Origin of the sequence: uncultured Roseobacter sp. (assembly GCF_947488185.1) — a bacterium.
GTDB lineage: Bacteria > Pseudomonadota > Alphaproteobacteria > Rhodobacterales > Rhodobacteraceae > Roseobacter.
The window spans coordinates 172,703-191,000 of the sequence record NZ_CANKYM010000001.1 but is presented as its reverse complement, the minus strand read 5'-3'; the positions used below and the strand labels follow the sequence as shown (position 1 = coordinate 191,000).

Annotated in this window: 32 protein-coding genes and 2 tRNA genes; 21 read left to right on the top strand and 13 right to left on the bottom strand. The window is 58.3% G+C overall.

Going from position 1 to position 18,298, the window contains the following annotated elements:
- Positions 1–4: 4 nt before the first annotated feature.
- The 3 genes from yidD to rpmH are packed head-to-tail and all read right to left on the bottom strand — an operon-like array spanning position 5 to position 817.
- A complete protein-coding gene (gene yidD / locus Q1A52_RS01085) occupies positions 5–247 on the bottom strand; it encodes a membrane protein insertion efficiency factor YidD (protein ID WP_300009784.1) in 243 nt (80 codons plus the stop codon).
- Positions 244–657 carry a ribonuclease P protein component gene (gene rnpA, locus Q1A52_RS01080; RefSeq protein ID WP_300009781.1) on the bottom strand — a complete coding sequence of 138 codons (414 nt, stop codon included), beginning with the start codon at positions 655–657 and terminating at the stop codon, positions 244–246. Before rnpA ends, yidD begins: the two co-directional genes overlap by 4 nt.
- Positions 658–682: 25 nt before the next feature.
- Positions 683–817, bottom strand: a complete 135-nt coding sequence (rpmH, locus tag Q1A52_RS01075; RefSeq protein WP_037911188.1) for a 50S ribosomal protein L34 — start codon at positions 815–817, stop codon at positions 683–685.
- Positions 818–1,128: 311 nt separating this feature from the next.
- Here rpmH and Q1A52_RS01070 point away from each other — a divergent pair, with 311 nt between their 5' ends.
- The 4 genes from Q1A52_RS01070 to Q1A52_RS01055 all read left to right on the top strand — a co-directional run bounded on the left by Q1A52_RS01070 (position 1,129) and on the right by Q1A52_RS01055 (position 4,936).
- Positions 1,129–1,872: a VTT domain-containing protein gene (locus Q1A52_RS01070; protein WP_300009778.1), complete on the top strand. Its 744-nt coding sequence runs from the start codon at positions 1,129–1,131 to the stop codon at positions 1,870–1,872.
- Between the two features lie 3 nt (positions 1,873–1,875).
- Complete coding sequence (locus Q1A52_RS01065; RefSeq protein WP_300009775.1) at positions 1,876–3,294, top strand: FAD-dependent oxidoreductase; 1,419 nt, start codon at positions 1,876–1,878, stop codon at positions 3,292–3,294.
- A 13-nt stretch (positions 3,295–3,307) separates the two neighbouring features.
- A complete protein-coding gene (locus tag Q1A52_RS01060) occupies positions 3,308–4,735 on the top strand; it encodes a HAMP domain-containing sensor histidine kinase (RefSeq protein WP_300009772.1) in 1,428 nt (475 codons plus the stop codon).
- A 124-nt stretch (positions 4,736–4,859) separates the two neighbouring features.
- A tRNA-Arg gene (locus Q1A52_RS01055) sits at positions 4,860–4,936 on the top strand.
- Positions 4,937–4,984: 48 nt separating this feature from the next.
- Here Q1A52_RS01055 and Q1A52_RS01050 read toward each other — a convergent pair.
- Both Q1A52_RS01050 and Q1A52_RS01045 read right to left on the bottom strand, forming a co-directional pair.
- On the bottom strand, positions 4,985–6,100 hold the full coding sequence (locus Q1A52_RS01050; protein ID WP_300009769.1) for a site-specific integrase: 1,116 nt from the start codon (positions 6,098–6,100) through the stop codon (positions 4,985–4,987).
- Positions 6,101–6,309: 209 nt separating this feature from the next.
- Positions 6,310–6,531: a hypothetical protein gene (locus Q1A52_RS01045; RefSeq protein WP_300009765.1), complete on the bottom strand. Its 222-nt coding sequence runs from the start codon at positions 6,529–6,531 to the stop codon at positions 6,310–6,312.
- 98 nt (positions 6,532–6,629) lie between these two features.
- Here Q1A52_RS01045 and Q1A52_RS01040 point away from each other — a divergent pair, with 98 nt between their 5' ends.
- The gene (locus tag Q1A52_RS01040; RefSeq protein ID WP_300009762.1) at positions 6,630–6,818 is read left to right on the top strand and encodes a type II toxin-antitoxin system HicA family toxin; all 189 of its coding nucleotides are present in this window, start codon (positions 6,630–6,632) and stop codon (positions 6,816–6,818) included.
- 18 nt (positions 6,819–6,836) lie between these two features.
- A complete protein-coding gene (locus tag Q1A52_RS01035) occupies positions 6,837–7,244 on the top strand; it encodes a type II toxin-antitoxin system HicB family antitoxin (protein ID WP_300009759.1) in 408 nt (135 codons plus the stop codon).
- An 89-nt stretch (positions 7,245–7,333) separates the two neighbouring features.
- On the opposite strand, the gene Q1A52_RS01030 is transcribed toward Q1A52_RS01035, so the two are convergent.
- The 7 genes from Q1A52_RS01030 to Q1A52_RS01000 all read right to left on the bottom strand — a co-directional run bounded on the left by Q1A52_RS01030 (position 7,334) and on the right by Q1A52_RS01000 (position 10,454).
- A complete protein-coding gene (locus Q1A52_RS01030) occupies positions 7,334–8,215 on the bottom strand; it encodes a DUF2303 family protein (protein ID WP_300009756.1) in 882 nt (293 codons plus the stop codon).
- Between the two features lie 24 nt (positions 8,216–8,239).
- The gene (locus Q1A52_RS01025; protein WP_300009753.1) at positions 8,240–8,572 is read right to left on the bottom strand and encodes a hypothetical protein; all 333 of its coding nucleotides are present in this window, start codon (positions 8,570–8,572) and stop codon (positions 8,240–8,242) included.
- 94 nt (positions 8,573–8,666) lie between these two features.
- A complete protein-coding gene (locus Q1A52_RS01020) occupies positions 8,667–8,900 on the bottom strand; it encodes a hypothetical protein (protein ID WP_300009750.1) in 234 nt (77 codons plus the stop codon).
- On the bottom strand, positions 8,897–9,184 hold the full coding sequence (locus Q1A52_RS01015) for a hypothetical protein (protein WP_300009747.1): 288 nt from the start codon (positions 9,182–9,184) through the stop codon (positions 8,897–8,899). Before Q1A52_RS01015 ends, Q1A52_RS01020 begins: the two co-directional genes overlap by 4 nt.
- On the bottom strand, positions 9,184–9,402 hold the full coding sequence (locus Q1A52_RS01010) for a hypothetical protein (RefSeq protein WP_300009745.1): 219 nt from the start codon (positions 9,400–9,402) through the stop codon (positions 9,184–9,186). The genes Q1A52_RS01015 and Q1A52_RS01010 overlap by 1 nt, the downstream gene beginning before the upstream one ends.
- Entirely contained in the window at positions 9,402–9,764 is a 363-nt protein-coding gene (locus tag Q1A52_RS01005; RefSeq protein ID WP_300009743.1) for a hypothetical protein, read from the bottom strand. Before Q1A52_RS01005 ends, Q1A52_RS01010 begins: the two co-directional genes overlap by 1 nt.
- A 75-nt stretch (positions 9,765–9,839) precedes the next feature.
- Complete coding sequence (locus Q1A52_RS01000; RefSeq protein WP_300009742.1) at positions 9,840–10,454, bottom strand: helix-turn-helix transcriptional regulator; 615 nt, start codon at positions 10,452–10,454, stop codon at positions 9,840–9,842.
- Between Q1A52_RS01000 and Q1A52_RS00995 the strand changes: the two genes are divergently transcribed.
- The gene (locus Q1A52_RS00995) at positions 10,453–10,803 is read left to right on the top strand and encodes a hypothetical protein (protein WP_300009741.1); all 351 of its coding nucleotides are present in this window, start codon (positions 10,453–10,455) and stop codon (positions 10,801–10,803) included. The genes Q1A52_RS01000 and Q1A52_RS00995 overlap by 2 nt on opposite strands.
- Before the next feature lie 5 nt (positions 10,804–10,808).
- On the opposite strand, the gene Q1A52_RS00990 is transcribed toward Q1A52_RS00995, so the two are convergent.
- Positions 10,809–11,195, bottom strand: a complete 387-nt coding sequence (locus Q1A52_RS00990) for a hypothetical protein (protein ID WP_300009739.1) — start codon at positions 11,193–11,195, stop codon at positions 10,809–10,811.
- A 98-nt stretch (positions 11,196–11,293) separates the two neighbouring features.
- Between Q1A52_RS00990 and Q1A52_RS00985 the strand changes: the two genes are divergently transcribed.
- From Q1A52_RS00985 to Q1A52_RS00920, 14 genes are all read left to right on the top strand, one after another.
- Positions 11,294–11,638, top strand: coding sequence for a hypothetical protein (locus tag Q1A52_RS00985; protein ID WP_300009737.1), 345 nt, complete (start codon positions 11,294–11,296; stop codon positions 11,636–11,638).
- Positions 11,639–11,683: 45 nt separating this feature from the next.
- Positions 11,684–11,974 carry a hypothetical protein gene (locus Q1A52_RS00980; RefSeq protein ID WP_300009735.1) on the top strand — a complete coding sequence of 97 codons (291 nt, stop codon included), beginning with the start codon at positions 11,684–11,686 and terminating at the stop codon, positions 11,972–11,974.
- Positions 11,971–12,180 (top strand): hypothetical protein, encoded by a 210-nt coding sequence (locus Q1A52_RS00975; RefSeq protein WP_300009733.1) that lies wholly within the window; start codon positions 11,971–11,973, stop codon positions 12,178–12,180. Before Q1A52_RS00980 ends, Q1A52_RS00975 begins: the two co-directional genes overlap by 4 nt.
- Positions 12,180–12,986 (top strand): site-specific DNA-methyltransferase, encoded by an 807-nt coding sequence (locus Q1A52_RS00970; protein WP_300009731.1) that lies wholly within the window; start codon positions 12,180–12,182, stop codon positions 12,984–12,986. Before Q1A52_RS00975 ends, Q1A52_RS00970 begins: the two co-directional genes overlap by 1 nt.
- Positions 12,979–13,845, top strand: coding sequence for a DUF5131 family protein (locus tag Q1A52_RS00965; RefSeq protein ID WP_300009729.1), 867 nt, complete (start codon positions 12,979–12,981; stop codon positions 13,843–13,845). Before Q1A52_RS00970 ends, Q1A52_RS00965 begins: the two co-directional genes overlap by 8 nt.
- Positions 13,845–14,252 (top strand): hypothetical protein, encoded by a 408-nt coding sequence (locus tag Q1A52_RS00960; protein WP_300009727.1) that lies wholly within the window; start codon positions 13,845–13,847, stop codon positions 14,250–14,252. Before Q1A52_RS00965 ends, Q1A52_RS00960 begins: the two co-directional genes overlap by 1 nt.
- Positions 14,245–14,631, top strand: a complete 387-nt coding sequence (locus Q1A52_RS00955) for a hypothetical protein (RefSeq protein ID WP_300009725.1) — start codon at positions 14,245–14,247, stop codon at positions 14,629–14,631. The genes Q1A52_RS00960 and Q1A52_RS00955 overlap by 8 nt, the downstream gene beginning before the upstream one ends.
- A complete protein-coding gene (locus tag Q1A52_RS00950; RefSeq protein WP_300009723.1) occupies positions 14,628–15,233 on the top strand; it encodes a hypothetical protein in 606 nt (201 codons plus the stop codon). Before Q1A52_RS00955 ends, Q1A52_RS00950 begins: the two co-directional genes overlap by 4 nt.
- A gap of 167 nt (positions 15,234–15,400) precedes the next feature.
- The gene (locus Q1A52_RS00945; protein WP_300009721.1) at positions 15,401–15,979 is read left to right on the top strand and encodes a hypothetical protein; all 579 of its coding nucleotides are present in this window, start codon (positions 15,401–15,403) and stop codon (positions 15,977–15,979) included.
- On the top strand, positions 15,979–16,656 hold the full coding sequence (locus Q1A52_RS00940; RefSeq protein WP_300009719.1) for a hypothetical protein: 678 nt from the start codon (positions 15,979–15,981) through the stop codon (positions 16,654–16,656). Before Q1A52_RS00945 ends, Q1A52_RS00940 begins: the two co-directional genes overlap by 1 nt.
- A gap of 82 nt (positions 16,657–16,738) precedes the next feature.
- Complete coding sequence (locus Q1A52_RS00935; RefSeq protein WP_300009717.1) at positions 16,739–16,972, top strand: hypothetical protein; 234 nt, start codon at positions 16,739–16,741, stop codon at positions 16,970–16,972.
- A gap of 13 nt (positions 16,973–16,985) precedes the next feature.
- Positions 16,986–17,062, top strand: a tRNA-Met gene (locus Q1A52_RS00930).
- Between the two features lie 378 nt (positions 17,063–17,440).
- Entirely contained in the window at positions 17,441–17,608 is a 168-nt protein-coding gene (locus Q1A52_RS00925; protein WP_300009715.1) for a hypothetical protein, read from the top strand.
- 189 nt (positions 17,609–17,797) lie between these two features.
- Positions 17,798–18,292 carry a phage terminase small subunit P27 family gene (locus Q1A52_RS00920; protein ID WP_300009713.1) on the top strand — a complete coding sequence of 165 codons (495 nt, stop codon included), beginning with the start codon at positions 17,798–17,800 and terminating at the stop codon, positions 18,290–18,292.
- Positions 18,293–18,298 lie beyond the last annotated feature (6 nt).

The window sequence follows — 18,298 nt, the reverse complement described above, 5'->3', positions numbered from 1 at the left end:
GGGTCTATCCAGCATCCTTTGATTTCGTCTCTGGTACCGGATCATATCCGCTGGCGCCCCAGGGATGACATCGGCCGATACGCCGGAGCGTGAGCCAGCCTCCTCTCACCGCACCGTGCTTTTCCAGACAGTCCAATGCATAAGCACTGCAGGTCGGTTGATAGCGGCAGTTGTGCCCGACCCAAGGGCTGAAAAGCAGCCGGTAGGCACGTATCGGCAGCGCCATGATCTGGGCCATGAGTGTCATCTGGCCGGACCATGCAGTTTGCGCAGGGCGGTTTCGAGGTCAGCCCGCAACTTGTCAAACGGCAGGGTGGCCGTGTGATCACGTCGCCCGATCAACACATAGTCCACACCGTCGCGACCCTGATGCGTCAGGACCAGTCTTGCAGCTTCGCGTAACCGACGTTTGGCGCGGTTCCGTGCCACCGCGTTGCCAACCTTTTTGGAGCAGGTGTACCCGACTCGCATACCCTGCGCGTCCCCGTCAGGACGTTTGTACATCTGAAGAATGAAACCCGTCATCGCAACCCGCCTGGCCCGCGCGGCCCGTTGGAAGTCCGCACGTTTCTTAAGCGTCTCCAGACGTAAAGAAACCGCCGGAAGCGTCTCTCCGGAGGCAGGTGTGCCCGGCGGAGAAGCTTGCGGCGGTGTCATGTTCCCGACCTTGTCCGTGGCGCGATCAGGCGCTCAGCGATTTCCGGCCCTGGGCGCGGCGCGCGTTGATGATCTTGCGACCGGCTTTGGTGGCCATGCGCGCGCGGAAACCGTGGCGCCGCTTGCGCACGAGGTTGGAAGGTTGATAGGTGCGTTTCATCGCTCCGTCTCCATGTCTGCTGCCCGGTGGCGCGGAATCGCGTGGCCACCCGGTGTCATTCGAAGCCCGTGCTCTAAAGCGCTCTTGGCCCCAAGTCAAACCCCGAAGGCGGGAATATTGCCGCAGATTGCAATAATTTCGGACCCGGCAGGGTAAGGAGGCATCAACTTGTTTCAAATAGAGCCGTTTCGCGGGGTTAGGGCGGCGAAACCGTCACAGCTGATCAAGCGCCCGTGATGGGCCTATCGCCACGCGCCATAAGCCGTCATCTAGCAATTGAATTGAAACAGGCGCTCTGAGAGGACAGTGTAATGTCAGATATGACGGACAATCCCAAATCCGGGTCCAAATCAGGACTGATGCGCAATCTGCCCCTGATCGTGATCCTTGGCGTTGCCGCAGTCGGAGCATTCACACTGAAAGACTACATCAGTTTCGACGCCTTGCGTGACAACCGTGAGGCGCTGATTGCCTTTCGCGACAGCCACTTTGTGCTGACGACCCTGACCTTTCTCGCAGCTTACGTCGTGATCGTGGCGTTTTCCCTGCCGGGAGCGCTGATCGCAACTCTGACCGGCGGGTTCCTCTTTGGCACCTTCGGCGGCTCCGCTCTGAGTGTGACGGCGGCGACCATTGGCGCCACGGTGATCTTTCTGGCGGCCCGCTACGGGCTGGGCGAGAAGCTCAAGGCGCGCATGGATGCCTCGCAGGGCACAGTGCGCAAAGTCAAGGAAGGCATTGATGAGAACCAGTGGTCGATGCTCTTTTTCCTGCGCCTCGTACCAGTAGTGCCCTTCTTCGTTGCCAATCTGGTACCGGCCTTTCTGGCTGTGCCGCTACACCGTTACGTGATCTCCACCTTCCTCGGGATCATTCCGGGATCGCTGGTCTACTCTTCGGTTGGTGCCGGGTTGGGGGCGGTGTTTGAGCGCGGGGAAAGCCCCAACCTCGGCGTCATCTTCGAACCACACATCCTGCTGCCCATTCTGGGACTTTGCCTGTTGTCCCTGCTGCCCGTAATGATCAAGGCCGTGACCGGCAAGAAAGACCTCTGACACATGACCCGTCTCAAGACAGATATCCTGATCATTGGCGCAGGATCCGGTGGGCTTTCCGTGGCTGCCGGTGCCGTGCAGATGGGCGCCGACGTGGTCTTGCTTGAGGGTCATAAGATGGGGGGTGATTGCCTCAACTATGGCTGTGTACCGTCCAAAGCACTGATTGCGAGCGGTAAGGCCGCCCATGCGCAGCGCCACGCCGAACAATATGGTGTCGCGAACGCGCCCGGTACGGCAGACTATGCAGCGGCCAAGGATCACGTGGCCGACGTGATTGCACAGATCGAACCCGTGGACAGCCAGGAGCGGTTCGAGGGGCTCGGTGTCAAGGTCATACGAGAATTCGGGCATTTTATCTCCTCCAACGAAGTGCAGGCGGGCGACACGGTGATCAAGGCGCGGCGTATCGTGATTGCGACCGGGTCCTCGCCGCTGGTGCCGCCGATCCCCGGGTTGGAAAATGTGCCATATGAGACCAACGAGACGCTGTTTGACCTGCGCGAGCCGCCCGAACACCTGCTGATCATCGGCGGTGGCCCGATCGGGATGGAAATGGCGCAGGCTCACGTGCGCCTGGGCAGCAAGGTCACCGTGATCGAAGGCGCCAAGGCGCTTGGAAAAGACGACCCTGAACTGGCGGCAGTGGTGCTGAGCAGCCTGCGCGACGAAGGTGTCGTGATCGAAGAAGACGCGAAAGCCGCCGAAATCAGGGGCAAACCCGGCGCCATCGAGGTGGTGACGGAGGACGGCCGCCAGATCAAGGGCACCCACCTGCTGATGGCGGTGGGGCGCAAGACCAATACCGAAAAGCTGAATCTCGACGCGGCGGGCATAGAGACCACGAAAACCGGCGTAAAGGTGGATGCCAGCCTGCGCACAACCAACCGCAAGGTCTATGCCATCGGGGACGCGGCAGGCGGTCTGCAGTTCACCCATGTCGCGGGGTACCACGCAGGGGTCATCATCCGTTCGATGCTGTTTGCCTTGCCCTCCAAGGCCAAGACGGCGCATATCCCCTGGGCTACTTATACCGATCCCGAACTGGCGCAGGTCGGCATGACCGAGGCTGAAGCCAAGAAGGAGCACGGCAGCAATCTGGAGGTCGTGCGCTTTCACTACGATCACAACGACCGGGCGATTGCCGAGCGCAAGACCAAGGGGTTCATCAAGGTGATGGTGGTCAAGGGGCGCCCGGTGGGGGCATCCATCGTCGGATATCAGGCGGGCGAACTGATCAACCTCTGGGCCCTTGCTCTGGCCAACGGCATGAAGATGAGCCAGATCGCCGCGATGGTCGCGCCCTATCCCACGATCGGAGAGATCAACAAGCGCGCCGCAGGGGCCTATTTCAGCCCGCGGCTCTTTGACAGCCCCATGGTCAAACGGATTGTAGGGCTTGTTCAACGCCTCGTGCCGTGAAACGCTGACGTCCATGTTCAATTCGCTCTCAGGACGTCTGGTTATCTTGACCACCATCTTCGTGATGTTGGCCGAGGTCCTGATCTTTGTGCCATCGATTGCGCGGTTCCGCGAAGACTACCTGATGAACCGGCTGGAACGGGCGCAGATTGCATCACTGGCCTTGTTGGCCGATGACATGATTGACCGCGAGCTGGAGGCTGAGCTGCTGGAAAACGCGGGCGTCTTCAACGTGGTGCTGCGCCGTGATCAGGTGCGTCAACTCATGCTCGCCTCGCAATTGCCGCAACCGATCTCACAGACCTTTGACATGCGTGAGGACGGGGCCGCCGTTCTGATCCGCGATGCATTGACCCGCTTTGTTTCCCCCGAGAACGAGGTCATCCGGGTGATCGGCGCGCCGGTTCGCGACGCCGGGCTGCTGATCGAGATCACGATGGAAACCACCCCCCTGCGGGATGCAATGATCGACTACGGCATTCGTATTCTGATCCTCTCCGCGGTGATTTCGATCTTCACGGCCTTTTTGCTGTTCATTGCGATGCGTGCCTTGCTGCTGAAGCCCATCAAGGGCGTGGTTGGGCACATGCAGAACTATGCGGAAGCCCCGGAAGATGCACGCCGGATCATCACGCCGTCGGCCAGTGTGACCGAACTGCGCGAGGCGGAAGAGGCATTGCAAAAGCTGGAAACCGACCTGACCCAGGCCCTGCGGCAGAAAGACCGGCTGGCGCAACTGGGCAGTGCGGTCAGCAAGATCAGCCACGATCTGCGCAATATTCTCACCTCGGCGCAGCTGTTCACCGACCGGATCGAAATGAGTGAAGACCCGACGGTCAAACGCATGGCCCCTAAGCTGGTAAGCAGCATTACACGGGCCGTGCACCTCTGCGAAAGCACGCTAGCCTTCGGCAAAGCCGAGGAGCCAAGCCCCACATTGACCATGTTGCTTCTGGCGGATCTGGTGGAAGAGGTGATCGACAGCGAAAGGCTTGCCGTGGGCGAGGCTGATGTCAGTTTCTCCTGTGCGGTGCCATTCGGCATGATGGTGCGCGCCGATCCGGAGCAGCTATTCCGTGTTCTGGCCAATCTCATCCGCAATGCCCGACAGGCGCTGGTTTCGACAGGCACCGCTGGTGAGATCAGCGTGGATGCGCGCGAAGATGACGAAGCCTGGTGGATTGATGTCACCGATACCGGGCCGGGACTGCCACCAAAGGCACAGGAGCATCTGTTCACGCCGTTTCAGGGGGGTGCCCGCAAAGGTGGCTCGGGTCTTGGTCTTGCGATTTCTGCGGAATTGATCCGCGGGCACGGCGGGACACTGGAGCTTGCCAAAACCGGATCGGACGGCACCTGTTTCACGATTTGCCTGCCGAAAGGTGACGGGACGATGATGTCAAATGGCAAGGTCGCGGCACAGTCTGAAGTCATCGTGTAGAGCCAGCTTGCGAATGTACATTTACGAAGTTTACCAGTCTGCTGAGCCATAACGCCTCCCTGACGGAATTTTCCACCGATTGGGCTTGCATAACTCTGCACACAGCACTAAACCGCGCGACAGTGGACCGATAGCTCAGCTGGATAGAGTACTTGACTACGAATCAAGGGGTCGGGGGTTCGAATCCTCCTCGGTCCGCCACTTCAAAAAATTAGTCAATAAATACATATCCTTACGTCCCAATTTTGTTCAGGATTTTACGACCTGAACAATTTGTGTATCCGGTTCGTTCGCGGAAAGCATGCGGCGCTTTTCGGCTGACTTAGTGTAGCCTTCAATTTCCTTCAAGGATTCGTGCCCCGCCCATGCTCCGATCTGATGGGTGGAAGCACCGGCTTCCGACAGGCGGTTCAGGCAGGTTGACCGAAGCCCATGAGCCGTTCGGCGTTGGTCGTTTTTCAGGCCCGCTGCGCGACAGGACGCGGAAAACCAGTTGCTTGCCGCTTTCTCAGATCGTGCGCTGCCGTGGTCGGTGACCATCCATGTCAGGTGGCGTTCCTTTTGCGTTGCGATAGATCTGCGCAAGAAGTCGTATGCCTCATGATCCGCAAAGCTTGGCAGCGGCCTATCAAATTGAACTTCAACTTCGCCTTTGGTTTTCTTCTGCACGTATTTGAGCCAGCCTTCTTTGTCGACCATTCCTGGCCCGAGCCTCACGGCATCGCAGATGCGGCAACCGAAAAACAGCATGAGTTCCATGGCCAGTCGCTGGCTCGTTTCCAGCGGCCATCTTTTGCGGAACAGATCAATATGCGTGCTTGTCCAAGGCTGATGTTTTTTGCCTTTGCGGGCCTTCGGCATTTCGGCAAGCAAAGCGTAGTTCTTTTCTATTTCGTTTTCGGATTTGAGGAACGCGAACAGGGCGCGCCAGGTCTTCATGCGCATGCGCTTTGCGTTGCGGGTGGTGGCCTCGGGCATGTCGGCCAAGTCTTTTTCGATAATCTCAGGTCGAATTCCGCGTATGGGCACATTGCCGCCGGTTGCCATTATTTCGTCTGCGTGAGCCTGCAGCCGCACGCGATACCCTTCGCTCAGCTCTTTGAAATCGTCGGAAGCAATAAACATCCGCCATCCGTAACTGAGGGTTCCGGCCTTGGGTGCAGCGCTGCGCTTCCTTGGCGTTGCCGGGGCCTCAATTTGTTTTTCGGCTTCCAGATAGGCTTTCAGAAAACGCTTGTCGTTCTCCGGCAGGTCGGGCAGACGGACGCCTGTTGCGCGATGGTAGACGTAATACACGTCATCTTGCGTGAAGCGGCGCAGGCCTTTCAACTTACCAGTCCCCATGCTTTGTTTGCCGCTTCGCATTCTGATTCCTCAGGCGTCTTTGTGGCTTCATAGGGCAGGTCATCTGCGAAGGCGTCAAGGTCGTTGCGATCATAGACCCGTTTGCTATCCAATTCCTTGCGCGGAATTAGGAGTGTCCCCAGCTTGGTTTCTGAGATGCCCAGATAGTGCGCGGCCTGTGGCGCAGGTAGCAGTCGAGGCGGGAAATCCTTGGTTATTGGCATCGCAGTCTATCGCTCGCGTGGGTTGGTGTGGGTAAGGTTCACGTAGGCACGGCGACGAGGGTTGTATTCGACCCAAGTTGCGTTCGCTTCCTGAAACGCGGTCAGATCGTTCCCGGCGAGTTGCGCAGAGCAGCCGAATTTCTCGACAATGTGGGATCGGTTGATGAAGCCATAGATGCGCAACATTTCCTTGATCCATTTGTGCCTTTGCTCGCCGTACCAGTTCATGCTGAGTTTCCAGAAAAGATGTGTATGTTGATACACATAAAAGGTTGACCGGCCAGTTGAAAATGTGTATGTTGATACACACAAAGGAGAAGGTTACGATGCAACGCAATAGCCGCAAACTGATCAAGATGCTGGAAAAAGATGGCTGGCAGCGCGTTGCGACCAAGGGGGATCACCATCAGTTCAAGCACCCGACCAAGCCGGGTCGCGTGACCATTCCGCACCCTGTAAAGGATATTCCGCGCGGTACGGTCATGTCGATCTACAGGCAAGCGGGCTGGCGTTAACAGGAAAGAGAGAAAGCAATGCATTACGTGGCATTCATTCACAAAGAAGACGAAAGCGAATTCGGTATCAGCTTCCCTGATTTTCCAGGATGCATTGCCGTTGCGAGCGATCTTGATGCCGTTCTGGCAGAAGGTGCAAAGGCATTGGCGTTTCATGCCGAAGGAATGCGCGAGGATGGAGAGGACATTCCGGCACCTTCCAGTATCAAAGACATCTTTGCGGATTCCGGTCTTGCTGGGTGGGCGGAGGGAGCCATGGTGGTGTTGGTACCGCTGGTTACGGACCAAGGCTCGCCCCGCCGCATCAATATCACGATGGACCCTGGCCTGTTGCGGGCTGTCGATGATGCGGCGGACCGGCGCGGCATGAACCGATCTGCCTTTTTGGCGAGTGCGGCGCGCAAGGAGGTTTCGGGGTTGTGGTAGTGGATGTAGCTTGGGTTCCTCGTTCATCCCGATCACCTGTTCAAATGTGAAGCCTGTTCCCCGGTGAAGGGCAACAGGCTGAATACTTACTAGAGAGTACCGGTGCGCAGTTCGCGGCAGGACGCATCGCCAAAGAAGACCGGCAAGCCGGTGTCGTCAGCGATTTGGGTTGCGATCTGCTGGAAGTAGGCCCGACGCTGGTATTCGACACGCCGCCATTCAAAGCCAAGTTTCAGGCCATCAGCCTGTGGCCGGAAGCGGAACGCAGCCCGCAGCTCCACCGGTTCCTCGCCGTTGTAGAGCGGGATTGTCAGTTGAAACTCGCGCGGTACAACCACATCGTTTTCGACACGGGTGTCTGTTTCGTAGGTGAATTTCCGGTCGCCGTTTTCCAGCCTTGTGCTGGATTTGAAACCGACTTGCGTGTTCGCTTCCAGATCGCGGCTGATTTCGATCATCACGCCCGGCTCCGGGTCGGTGATGTCCACTGCGTTCTCTTCCAGGAAGGCTGCAAATTCCGCCTGGCTGTGGAACGTGCCTTCAAATTCATTCCACCGCTTGAACTCTTCGGACATCAGCAGCTTGAGCGTGGCGCGGTGTTCGTTCGCGCCGGAGGTGCCAAACTCGTCCATGTCGTTGTGGGGATGCCAGTCCAGAACCGCTCCGATGCCCATGGCGTCAAAGTTTGCCACGATCACCGAATTGCTGCTGCTGAAACGGTTGACGTAGCTGGTCAGCGACTCCCGGTCATCCAGCCGGATCGATTGCACCACATGCGGCGGCAAACGGTATTTGTCCCCGATGTCCTGCAATTGGTATCCGTCCGGGACAAAGGCCCAACGTTTGCCGCGTTCGCCTTCAATGGTGGGATGTGAAAGACGCTCAAGATCGATTGCCGCGTCCAGTTCCGCGCGCGGGTCTGCGGCCACCTTCACGTTGGTCTGCTCGTTAGGGGATGTCTTCTTTGCCATGTCTGTCTCCTGGCTTTGGTGGGGTTACTCGGCGGCGTGACTGCCGCGCCGTTCTTCCAGATCGTCCATCATGTCGAGCTGGTTGGGATCGCGCCGGGTCAGCTGAGCGTCATCGGTCGCAAAATAGATGCCGGTGCCCATCGGTTTCGTGGGCTTCTTGAGCTTGATTTCAGGCGTGCATTCGATCTGCCCAGCCTTGTTCATCTTGAACGGCAGGGTGATCGTGATGGAGCCGCTGGCACCGGTTTCGCACACTGCCTGCATCAGTTCTGCAAGCTTGTCGTCGCCGTTTTTCAGCAGTTCGCCGCGTCGGAAAGATTGCAGGAACTCAAGGAAGTTCAGTTCATGTTTGGGCATTGAGGGGTCCTTTTCTGGAAAAGGCCGGGGCGCAGTGGCCCCGGCTGAGGCGTGGGGAAAGGGAGATTTCCCCGGCAGGTAAGTGGTGTGGGTTTCACGGGTCACGCGCCAGAATGTCGGCCCAAAAGCTAGCAAGCTGCAGATCATACTTGGCCCTTTGGATGTCCTCGCCATCGCGTGTGAGGGTCAGGATTGCATCCACGGCAGTCTTGATTTCCGCGTCTGTGTGGTGCGGTGCATCGGCGAGGATGCCACGGGCGCGGCGCAACTCTTCTTCGTTGCGCAGCAGCTTGTCGTCGGGTGCGAGATCGGGGGTGTGCAGTGTCATGCGGCCTGTTCCTTCTGCGGGGGTTTCGGCGCGGCGCGCCTGGCCGCGTCGATCCAGTTGACGATTGCGGCGTCTTCGGTGTCGCCACTGCCGAAGATATCCAGCAGCTTGATTTCGCAGCGTCCCGGCCCCCAATTCCCGTGGCAGTCGGGCGGGGTGAAGTCGCCGCCGTTTTCAATGCAGAGCGCCCGCATGGTGTCGGGGCGTGTCTGGGGGCCTTCGGCTTGCAGGTTGATGGCAAGGCGGCGGGCGCGGGCGGCGCGGCACAGGTCGTGGTGCGGCATCAGAACAACCCCCGTGAATAGTCCGGGTCGGTAGGGCGGGCGATGCCGACCGCTTCCAGAATGATGAACGGTGCGTCATTCTCGCGGGCCAGCCGTTCGGCGGTGCGCTGTGCATCCTCGCGGCTGCTGTAACGCTGGCGGGGTTCCGTCTTGGCCCCGGCATGCTGCGGCTTGCGGCACACCATCCAGAACCGAGCAAAGGGGGGTAGGTTCGACATCACGCGGCCCTTGCGGTCTCAAGGCTACGCAGGGTGAGCAGTTCGCGGCACATGCTGGAGAGGCGGGCGGAGAGGATCAAGTGTTCGCGGTCTGTCAGCTCGCCCATGTGGCGGTCGGGTCCGTCCTTGGCCAGATCGCGCAGCACTGCACTCGACACCGCGTAGGTGATGAGTGGGGTATTGTGCGCAATGCGCAGGGCGATGGTTTCACCGCAGATGTCCGGCAGTATCATCACCAGAACGGCGGTGTCATCGTCACTCAGCCGCCCTTTGTGCCGCGCGGGGCAGTAGGCCGCTAAGCGGCGCAGCTCGGCGTCAGGAACAATGTCGCAGGGTTTGAGAGTTTGGCATTCGTGTTTCATAGTCGCTCCCATCTTGGCGATGGGGTACGACTATCGGGTAAAATAACCCAAGTCAACAATTACGGGTAATTTTACCTAACTTGCGCTGTTGGCGTCAGGGCGGAAGGATGCGACCACCGGTCCCATAACGGATATCAAGTTGCTATCGACAAGCTGGGGCTTCTCGCTCGCGTTCGGCGGTGAGATATACGGGGGCAGATACCTGCCAAGCAGCGTTTCTGCGCTTCCGGTATTTGGATCAACTCTGTTTGCGAGAACAATATCACCCGTTTTGGCGGAAGAATTCAGATCGAGAATGAGTATGTCGCCCTTAGACAGATTGAACGCTGGGGCATCCCGCGTCAGCTTAAAGGGGCAGGGGCTTTTTGCCTTCGGTGCCAGTGATTTCATAACGTCCTCAACCTGGAAGGCCTTTTGCGGTTCCCATGCGACCGCATAGCTTTCTTCAAACCCACTAGCAGGTGGAGGTTGAATTTCGGTAAAATCGGCTGGGTCTACGTTGAGAACCTTGGCGAGCCGAACTAATGCATTTGCGCCAATGCTTGCATCCTTCTCTCCGGCCTCAAGTCTGCGCCGCCAGTTTCTGATGGCGCTCTCGGACATTCCTATCTCAAGGGAAATGGCGCGGTCGCTCTTACCCGTCTCTTGTTCGTAGGCGTCAACTGCCTGCAATATCGCTTTAATTTTCATGTCAGAAGCCTACAGGCGGCCAAACCGCACCGCGACGGGTAATAAAACCGTTGACTATTGGGTAATAAAACCCGATATCAGAATAATGACACTTGTTGAAAAGCTTCTGAAAGTGACTGCGGGCTACAAATCGGCTGCTGGAATTTCCAAGGATAGTCGTTTGTCCCGTCAGGTCTTTGATGACGGCAAAAAGATCGCGGCACTTCGTGGCGGTGGAGATTTGACAACGCGGCGGTACGAGGCGGCATTGGCTTGGTTCGATGCGAATTGGCCGCAAGGTGTCGAAAAGCCGGATGAGCTTTCTGAGTGCGCCAATTCTACCAACAAAGAAGTTGGGCGGGCTGCATGATCGCTTCACCTGACTTCCTCGGCATAGCCGGTCAGCAGATCAAAGGCGGTTGCGTCCGGTGTCGTCATGCAATCATCGCGCAACCGCATAAGAATTGTTTCATGCGTGCCCCGAATGCCTGGGTTTGCCATTTCGAACCCCATCAATGCCCCCCAGGTCATCCCTGTCATGGCGAGTTGACCCATGGCTTTGCGGGTTTCCTCAAGCGTTTCTTCTATCGTTTCACGTTCCGGAATGTCGGTGGGGCCGGTGATCGTTTCGATCACGGTGCTGCAGGGTTCACCAAGGTACAACAACTGAACCGGGTGGTTCTGGATACCTTCAACATCTTGAGCGCCTGCGCATGTGCAGATCGCGCATGCGACAATGGGCGCGGCTTTCTTCCAAATCATATCGGTCGGGCGTTCCTCATGGCGTTCGGTTGGTGGGGCAGGCCGGTGCGTGTGCAGAGCGGGCCGGTCTGCCAGTTGTTTAAGGGGTATCTGATCACATGACGAAGCTTGCCGCCAATGAATTTCACACCTCTTCAACGCCTTGTAACCCGTCGCGCGGTGACATGTCCCGGTGCAAAACCTTGGATCGGTCCGATGTTTTGTATCTGAACCCAGCGCATTCGGCTGAGTTTCGCGAGTGGTTCGCGCCGATGGTGGCGCAGTGGCTGAAAGAGCGTTTTGCGAACCCCGAACAGGTCGCCGCTGCGTTTTCCGTGCGGAATTCGACGGCGTGGAATTGGTGGAATGGCGACAACCGGGCGTCGGGTGATGCGGTTGCGCGGATATTCATGGCGTTTCCCGAAGCGGCGGTTTGGTTCCGGCAGCATTGGGAGGCGCGGTAATGCGGGCGGGTTTCCAAAGTTTTGGATCAAAAGGTTGGTGTGCCCATGGCTGATCAATGGTCGGAGTGGTTTGAGCATGATGGTCTGCCCAACTTGGCGCTGATCGGGTGCTACGTGCGGTGTCAGGCGTTTGATGGCAGGTCGGAAGAGGGCATCGTTGAGCCGCAGGTGATGCAGCCTCCAGAGAACTATCACTCGGCGTGGGTATACCACCAAAAGAAAATCCTGCGCGAGTATTTGGGATCGCGGGTGGTGCGCTATCAAATCCGGCGTCCGCGCGGCATGGCGCTGTTGGATCGGGCGCTGCGCGTTGATGTGCCGGAGTTGGCGTCATGAACGCGCTGACCCGCTTTGAGCGTGAAATCCGCGAACATGAACTGACCGTCACCGCTATGCGCGGATCGCCCCGCTGGACACCGGACATGGATGCGGAGATTTTGAAGAGTAAGGGGCAGTACCGCACCATTGCTGCGCTCGCCCGGCGCTGGTCCCTGACGTCTGTCACGGTTCTGACACGCTGGCACATCTTGAGGGCGCGGTAATGCTGGACCTGATGCACAGCGGCAAGATCAAGAGCGCGAAGCGGGTGGTTCTGGTCGGGGACTGTTTGCTGATCGAAGGCGATGCGCTGGACATCCTGCCGGAACTTGGCCCGGTGGCTGACCTGGGCGTGATGGACCCGCCGTACCGTCTGACATCGGGAGGAAATACGCCGGGGGCCATGGGCGGCAAGTTCGACAGTGAGCGGTATGACAACACCGGGTTCCTGATGGACGTAGTGAAGTGGTCCGAGATCGGCGGGCCTGTCTACCGCGTCCTCAAGAAGAATGCGGATTGCTACGTCATGGCCGAAGACAAGAACGTCTTTGCGGCCCATGGCGGCTTCATGGGGGCCGGGTTCAAGTTTCACAGCCTGCTCACGTGGGACAAGATCAGCCCGTCCCGCACCCGGTATTACATGAAGGATGGCGAGAACGCGGTACGCTTGGCCAAGGGCGACGGATGTGAGGAAGAGGCAGACGGGTACTTGGCCTTATTCCTTTGGAAGGGCAGGGCGCGGGACATCGCGAGAGGTGGAGACAAGCGCATCCAGCGGATGCCGCGCCCCAAGAACGCGGTGCACAAGACGCAAAAACCCGTCGACCTGATGGCGATCTACATCCTCAATTCATCCAAGCCCGGTGATGTGGTCATAGACCCGTTCATGGGGTCGGGCACAACACTGGTGGCCGCGATGCGGCACGGGCGCAAGGGCATCGGTATCGAGGTTGACCCGGACAACTTTGACGCAGCCGTTGATCGCCTTGTTACGGCGGAAGCCGAGTTGCGGGGGGCAGGTTGTGGCTGAGAATAGCGGCATTGAGTGGACCCACCACACGTTCAACCCATGGACAGGCTGCACCAAGATCAGTCCGGCCTGTGATCACTGCTATGCAGAAGGCTGGGCCAAGCGCTCCGGTCATGTCCAATGGGGACCTCACGCCAAGCGCCGCCGCACAAAGACATGGGGTAACCCCGTGAAGTGGAACAAGGCGCTGGAAGGTACAGGGCGGCGGGAGCGCGTGTTCTGTGCGTCTCTGGCTGATGTGTTCGACAATCACGGAAGCATTGACAGCAGTTGGCGAGATGAACTTTGGGACCTCATTGAAGAGACGGAAAACCTCGACTGGCTACTGCTGACCAAACGGCCCCAGAACATCGAACGGCTTCTTCCATCGTATTGGCTGCGCGATCCCAAGCCCAACGTATGGCTGGGCACAACCGTTGAAAATCAAAAGACTGCAGAGCAACGCATCCCGCATCTACTTCGAATTCCAGCGGCTATTCACTTTCTGTCATGCGAACCACTGATTGGCGAGATCAACCTCCGTGAAATCGCGGGCCTTTCCAAGGATGAGGACGGCACGGTTGATGTCTGGTGGGATGCTCTGACGGGCATCGCATACGACGAATGGGGCGATGAAATGCCTTGCAACGATGATCTGCCAAACAGCGTGTCATGGGTGATTACCGGCGGAGAAAGCGGGCCGAACTACCGCCCAGCGAATCCCGACTGGTTCCGGGCTTTGCGCGATCAGTGCGAGGATGCCAGCGTGCCGTTCCTGTTCAAGCAATGGGAGGGCAAGACGCAATCCCAGATCAAGGCAATGGGTCGCGAGTTGGATGGCCTCGTTCACGATGCATTCCCAATGGTTGGAGCGGTCTGATGGTCGCCTACAGCTTCCAGCCCGGATTCGCGCCGCTGATCCTCTCCGGCGTCAAGACATCCACGATCTGGCCCCCGCGCAAGGTGCCCCATGCGAAATTGGGTCAGACGGTGCATTGTTTCACCGGTCTGCGCAGCGAAAACTGCGTGCGGTTGCTGGAGGCACCCTGCATCAAATCGGTGCCGCTGGAAATATGGCCGGATTGCGTTGTCTCGGACGGGCGGCGGATGGACAACCCGGAGTATTACCGGACGCTTGCCCGGATCGAAGGCTTCGACCAGTTCGGCAATCTGCAGGCGTGGTTTGACCGCCGCTACGGCTTGCCAGTGCGTGACCTGACACAGATCGCGTGGGACTTTTCAGCGGCAGATTTCATTGCAGAAATGGCCGGTGCGACCCATGGGTAGCGCAGCAACACGCTCTGAACTCGCCGTGGCACGGCATGTGGCACCGGAGAACTTTCAGACCGCCTGTTGGGGTGAAATCGACGCCGCGCCCTATTGGAGACGGGGTATTTGCTTCAATCCGGGATGCTGCGCCCCGTTCGAGCCGCGCCGCGACTGGCAGATGTACTGCAGCAAGGCTTGCGAGCGGGCAGGGGTGTCGGAAATGCGGCGCTGGGGGCACAGGCTGGCCTTGCCCAGCCTCATTCATCGCATCGGCAAATACGAAGCCAAGGATGACGCAATACGTGAGCGGACACGCGCGGCGCGGCGGCACATCGCACAGCTTCAAAGCGCGTGGTTGGAAGAGCGGCAAACCAGAGCGGGGCAGGTCAGGTCATGAGTGTTCAGCCCATCATGGTTGTCTCCGATACGGGAGCGTTGCCGGAATACCCGATCCCGCGCGGAGAACGGCTCGCCTCGCATTCGTTTTTCAACCTGCATTACGACCGTTTTCTGAATTCGCGGCTGTACCTGTTGGCGGATTGGGACGTGAAGGGCATTGCGATTGCGCTGTTCTGCCGCGCGCAGGATCAGGACCCGGTAGGCACTTTGCCGAATGATCCGCGCGAGATTGCGGCCATGCTGAACATGTCAACAGACGACTGGCAGGGCTATTGCAGGCGCGACCCCTCGCCGCTCCACAACTGGACGCCCTGTCTGGTTGGCAACCGCGTACACCTGATGCACCCGGTTGTGACCGAAGTGGCGCAAGCGGCCTTTGAGCAGCGTGTAAAGGGTGCTGATCGCAGTGACGCGGATAAGGAACGCCAGCAGCTCAAGAGGTTGAAAGGCAACGTCGCCAAACTGGCGGGTGAGCGGTTTTCAGAGAACGAAATGTACCTGGCGCAGTTGGACGCGTGGCTGACGGAACACTATCCGCAGGGCAACCGGACGGTACCGCGCATTCTTAAAGGCATGGAGGCGTTGGGAACGCAATTCTAACCGTTTCTGTCCAACGGACAGAATTGGATGTCTTGCGACAGAACCGGTTCATCTTCGGTCATTCTGTCGTCTGCAGAGAGAGAAAAGAGAAGAAAAGAGAATTGAAAAGAAACTGAAAATGGCGGTTCGCGTCAAAACTAAGGTTTGAGCAGAAAGGCAAGGGCGGCATGGCTGAGAATGAGACTAAGCGGGACCGGGTGCGCAGGTTGCTGATTGCGCCGTTGGCCGAAGACGGGATGCGGTTCAAGCATGGCACCCCGCAGGACAGGCAAAAACATCAGTTGGACAGGTTGGCGGATGATCTGGGCTACATGACCGATGCGGGTCTTTTGGCCTTGCGGGACTGGATGCGGTCGCATGGCGATGGGTCCAACCGTTGCTTTTGGCCTGCGACTGTCGCGGTGATCAGCACGGCAGAGTGTTTCGAGCCAAGGCCCTTGGAGGAACTGCCTGCGCTGCGGCGGTGGTTTGCGTCGGCGGCGGGCAGGGCTGCGCTGGAGGGTAACCGATTGGTGGCGGAGTATGAGTTCTGGCGGAAGTTCAAGCGCCCGCCGGTTCAGCCCAGAGACAAGGAAGCCGTTGCGCGTCGGGCGGCGGAATGGGCCACAAAGGCGGAGCGGGTCAGGGATCGGGTGGCGCGTGGTCTCTCTCCCCTGCATGACGATGCGGCATGGTTGGATTGGTATAATTCGGTCACCGAACGGGCGCAGGCCCTGGTGGCTGCGGATCGGGAGGATGCGGCGTGATGCTTGCGAGGGATGTGAAGCCAGATCATCTTGGGCGTGTCCGAAAAGAAGTTCCCATCTTGCAATTGGTGGAGTGGGCATTTCGCACAGAACTGGCGTCGATTGAGTTTGACGAACTCGCGCAAAGTTCCGGTGGCCATCGTCCTTCGTTTGGGACCGAATACCTATTGCTGCAGCGGCACAACTTGGGATGCAAAGTTGATGGTGGAGGCCGATCTGAGCCGCATCCCGATGCGGATTTGGTCGCCTCTGCCTTGGGCGCGTTGCCGGTTGGGCATGGTGGTCGCAAGGTTGCATTATGGGTTGCCGAACTTGCCCGCGCAGGGATGCGGCCAGATTGGCGCGAGGCCGCGAAACCTCAATGCGTTCCTTTGGATTTGAAGCGCACCAAGCACGGGATGTTTGCCAAGACGGAAAGCCTCGGTTCGCTGGTTTATGTGAGTAGAGGGCGGTCAAGAACAATTGATGTTCGTTGGTGCCCGGTTGTCCACCGCAACTCTGTGGTTGATCTGGCGCGGCGGCGGCGTGCTTATTTGCAATGGTGGTCGGCGCTGAAAGAGCTTCGGGACACGTTCAGAATTCACGCCAATCTGAGCGCATATGTTGTGTCTGATCGTCTTCCTGACCGCACACCTTGGAAAAAAGGTGTTGACGAAAATCTCATTTCGTTGACATAAAGGCACCGAACCGAAGTGCGCCCACAGGAAACTGTTGGGCGCATTTCTGTTACTAATCCTCAAATCAAAAAGGAGAAGGCAGATGAAAACTGTCCGAGCAAAGTTCTTTGTGCAATCGGTTGAGCATGTTCACACCGGAACCAGTGAACCCTGTTCCAACATCGTGATGGCCCCGGTCTACGCCAATGGGGAAGAGAATGCGGATTGGTCCAAACACACGCCCGGCGGCAAGCTGGAAATGATGGTGACCAATCAAGCGGCCATCGATCAGTTCGACCTTGGCAAGGAATTCTATCTGGATTTCACACCGGCTTAACGTTGGTCGTTTGTGTCGCGGTGGAGCAGTTGGCAGCTCGTCTGGCTCATAACCAGAAGGTCGCAGGTTCAAGTCCTGCCCGCGCAACCAATACCAGGAGAGGTTCCCGGCGTTTGAAAGGACGCATCCCAAGCACATGCCGTAAGTCCTAATCGGCGTCAGACACTGACGCGGGCTGGAAGTAGCAATGGACCGAGCGGGATAGGTCCGGCGCTGCGTCAATGCAATGGACTGGCGATGCCCACAATGCCTGGAACATTTCGTGCGCCACACATGCCTGACCGGCAAGAGCGCTCTCGAAACTATGACCGAGTTCGCGGGTCAGCACGTGAGCGCGGCTATTCTCGAAGGTGGGACAAGGCATCAAAGGGTTTCCTGCGCAGCAATCCGGTCTGCCCTGGCTGCGAGGCAGTAGGCATTCTTTGCGCTTCTGAGGTGACAGACCATATCTTGCCCCATCGCGGCGACATGGCGTTGTTCTGGGACCGTGACAATTGGCAGGCCTGCTGTCGTTGGCATCACGATGTGGTCAAGCAAAGGTTGGAGCATGACTTTGACAATGGGCGGGCTGTTGAGGCTGATTTGAAGCTGACCAGCCCAAGAGCATTGGCACTCGCCGACGCCCTGCGACCGTAGGGGAGGGGGTGTCTCAATCGCTGGAATACCGTCAGTCCGGGACCGGCGCCTAAGTACAAAAAAATGCGCGCAGGTTTCCGGGAAACTTTTTTTTGAGAGGTGGAAAAACTCATGGCCGGAAGACGCAGAGGGCCAGCACCGGAGCCTGCAGCGGTGAAACGGGCGAAGGGGAATTCAGGCCGTCGCTCAATGAAGGCGGCTGAGATCGAAGAAGAGGCCACGGCGGCTGCAGATGCTGTTGATGAAAACCAACCTGCCGACCTGACGCCGCCTGACTGGCTGAATGTGCAGGGCCGCGCTGTGTGGGAGCAACTTGCCCCGAAGCTGAAAGCGATGCGGATTCTGACAAAGCTGGATGAGCTGTCATTTGGTCGGTACTGCCAAGGCTTTGGCACGTGGCTTGAGCTGCAGAAGATCATGGACGAGAAGGGCACGTTTTATGAGAGCGAAAGCCCGCACGGCACATATCAGCGGTCACATCCCGCTTTCATGCAGGCTGATCGGTTGGATCGGAAACTGGTGACCATGGAGGGCAATTTCGGACTGAACCCGGCAGATCGGCAACGATTGTTTGCAGCACGTGCCGATGCCGAAAGAAACCCGGACCTGTTCAATCCACCGGGCCAAGACGCTTCGTCAGATCGAAAAGGCAAGGCTCAATCGCCCATTGGGCTGCTGAACTGACTAACT

What these genes read in the sequence shown, in the direction of transcription:
- yidD (WP_300009784.1), bottom strand. Translation starts at nt 247, where the DNA reads ATGACACTCATGGCCCAGATCATGGCGCTGCCGATACGTGCCTACCGG.
- rnpA (WP_300009781.1), bottom strand. Translation starts at nt 657, where the DNA reads ATGACACCGCCGCAAGCTTCTCCGCCGGGCACACCTGCCTCCGGAGAG.
- rpmH (WP_037911188.1), bottom strand. Translation starts at nt 817, where the DNA reads ATGAAACGCACCTATCAACCTTCCAACCTCGTGCGCAAGCGGCGCCAC.
- Q1A52_RS01070 (WP_300009778.1), top strand. Translation starts at nt 1,129, where the DNA reads ATGTCAGATATGACGGACAATCCCAAATCCGGGTCCAAATCAGGACTG.
- Q1A52_RS01065 (WP_300009775.1), top strand. Translation starts at nt 1,876, where the DNA reads ATGACCCGTCTCAAGACAGATATCCTGATCATTGGCGCAGGATCCGGT.
- Q1A52_RS01060 (WP_300009772.1), top strand. Translation starts at nt 3,308, where the DNA reads ATGTTCAATTCGCTCTCAGGACGTCTGGTTATCTTGACCACCATCTTC.
- Q1A52_RS01050 (WP_300009769.1), bottom strand. Translation starts at nt 6,100, where the DNA reads ATGCGAAGCGGCAAACAAAGCATGGGGACTGGTAAGTTGAAAGGCCTG.
- Q1A52_RS01045 (WP_300009765.1), bottom strand. Translation starts at nt 6,531, where the DNA reads ATGAACTGGTACGGCGAGCAAAGGCACAAATGGATCAAGGAAATGTTG.
- Q1A52_RS01040 (WP_300009762.1), top strand. Translation starts at nt 6,630, where the DNA reads ATGCAACGCAATAGCCGCAAACTGATCAAGATGCTGGAAAAAGATGGC.
- Q1A52_RS01035 (WP_300009759.1), top strand. Translation starts at nt 6,837, where the DNA reads ATGCATTACGTGGCATTCATTCACAAAGAAGACGAAAGCGAATTCGGT.
- Q1A52_RS01030 (WP_300009756.1), bottom strand. Translation starts at nt 8,215, where the DNA reads ATGGCAAAGAAGACATCCCCTAACGAGCAGACCAACGTGAAGGTGGCC.
- Q1A52_RS01025 (WP_300009753.1), bottom strand. Translation starts at nt 8,572, where the DNA reads ATGCCCAAACATGAACTGAACTTCCTTGAGTTCCTGCAATCTTTCCGA.
- Q1A52_RS01020 (WP_300009750.1), bottom strand. Translation starts at nt 8,900, where the DNA reads ATGACACTGCACACCCCCGATCTCGCACCCGACGACAAGCTGCTGCGC.
- Q1A52_RS01015 (WP_300009747.1), bottom strand. Translation starts at nt 9,184, where the DNA reads ATGCCGCACCACGACCTGTGCCGCGCCGCCCGCGCCCGCCGCCTTGCC.
- Q1A52_RS01010 (WP_300009745.1), bottom strand. Translation starts at nt 9,402, where the DNA reads ATGTCGAACCTACCCCCCTTTGCTCGGTTCTGGATGGTGTGCCGCAAG.
- Q1A52_RS01005 (WP_300009743.1), bottom strand. Translation starts at nt 9,764, where the DNA reads ATGAAACACGAATGCCAAACTCTCAAACCCTGCGACATTGTTCCTGAC.
- Q1A52_RS00995 (WP_300009741.1), top strand. Translation starts at nt 10,453, where the DNA reads ATGTCAGAAGCCTACAGGCGGCCAAACCGCACCGCGACGGGTAATAAA.
- Q1A52_RS01000 (WP_300009742.1), bottom strand. Translation starts at nt 10,454, where the DNA reads ATGAAAATTAAAGCGATATTGCAGGCAGTTGACGCCTACGAACAAGAG.
- Q1A52_RS00990 (WP_300009739.1), bottom strand. Translation starts at nt 11,195, where the DNA reads ATGATTTGGAAGAAAGCCGCGCCCATTGTCGCATGCGCGATCTGCACA.
- Q1A52_RS00985 (WP_300009737.1), top strand. Translation starts at nt 11,294, where the DNA reads ATGACGAAGCTTGCCGCCAATGAATTTCACACCTCTTCAACGCCTTGT.
- Q1A52_RS00980 (WP_300009735.1), top strand. Translation starts at nt 11,684, where the DNA reads ATGGCTGATCAATGGTCGGAGTGGTTTGAGCATGATGGTCTGCCCAAC.
- Q1A52_RS00975 (WP_300009733.1), top strand. Translation starts at nt 11,971, where the DNA reads ATGAACGCGCTGACCCGCTTTGAGCGTGAAATCCGCGAACATGAACTG.
- Q1A52_RS00970 (WP_300009731.1), top strand. Translation starts at nt 12,180, where the DNA reads ATGCTGGACCTGATGCACAGCGGCAAGATCAAGAGCGCGAAGCGGGTG.
- Q1A52_RS00960 (WP_300009727.1), top strand. Translation starts at nt 13,845, where the DNA reads ATGGTCGCCTACAGCTTCCAGCCCGGATTCGCGCCGCTGATCCTCTCC.
- Q1A52_RS00955 (WP_300009725.1), top strand. Translation starts at nt 14,245, where the DNA reads ATGGGTAGCGCAGCAACACGCTCTGAACTCGCCGTGGCACGGCATGTG.
- Q1A52_RS00950 (WP_300009723.1), top strand. Translation starts at nt 14,628, where the DNA reads ATGAGTGTTCAGCCCATCATGGTTGTCTCCGATACGGGAGCGTTGCCG.
- Q1A52_RS00945 (WP_300009721.1), top strand. Translation starts at nt 15,401, where the DNA reads ATGGCTGAGAATGAGACTAAGCGGGACCGGGTGCGCAGGTTGCTGATT.
- Q1A52_RS00940 (WP_300009719.1), top strand. Translation starts at nt 15,979, where the DNA reads ATGCTTGCGAGGGATGTGAAGCCAGATCATCTTGGGCGTGTCCGAAAA.
- Q1A52_RS00935 (WP_300009717.1), top strand. Translation starts at nt 16,739, where the DNA reads ATGAAAACTGTCCGAGCAAAGTTCTTTGTGCAATCGGTTGAGCATGTT.
- Q1A52_RS00925 (WP_300009715.1), top strand. Translation starts at nt 17,441, where the DNA reads ATGGCGTTGTTCTGGGACCGTGACAATTGGCAGGCCTGCTGTCGTTGG.
- Q1A52_RS00920 (WP_300009713.1), top strand. Translation starts at nt 17,798, where the DNA reads ATGAAGGCGGCTGAGATCGAAGAAGAGGCCACGGCGGCTGCAGATGCT.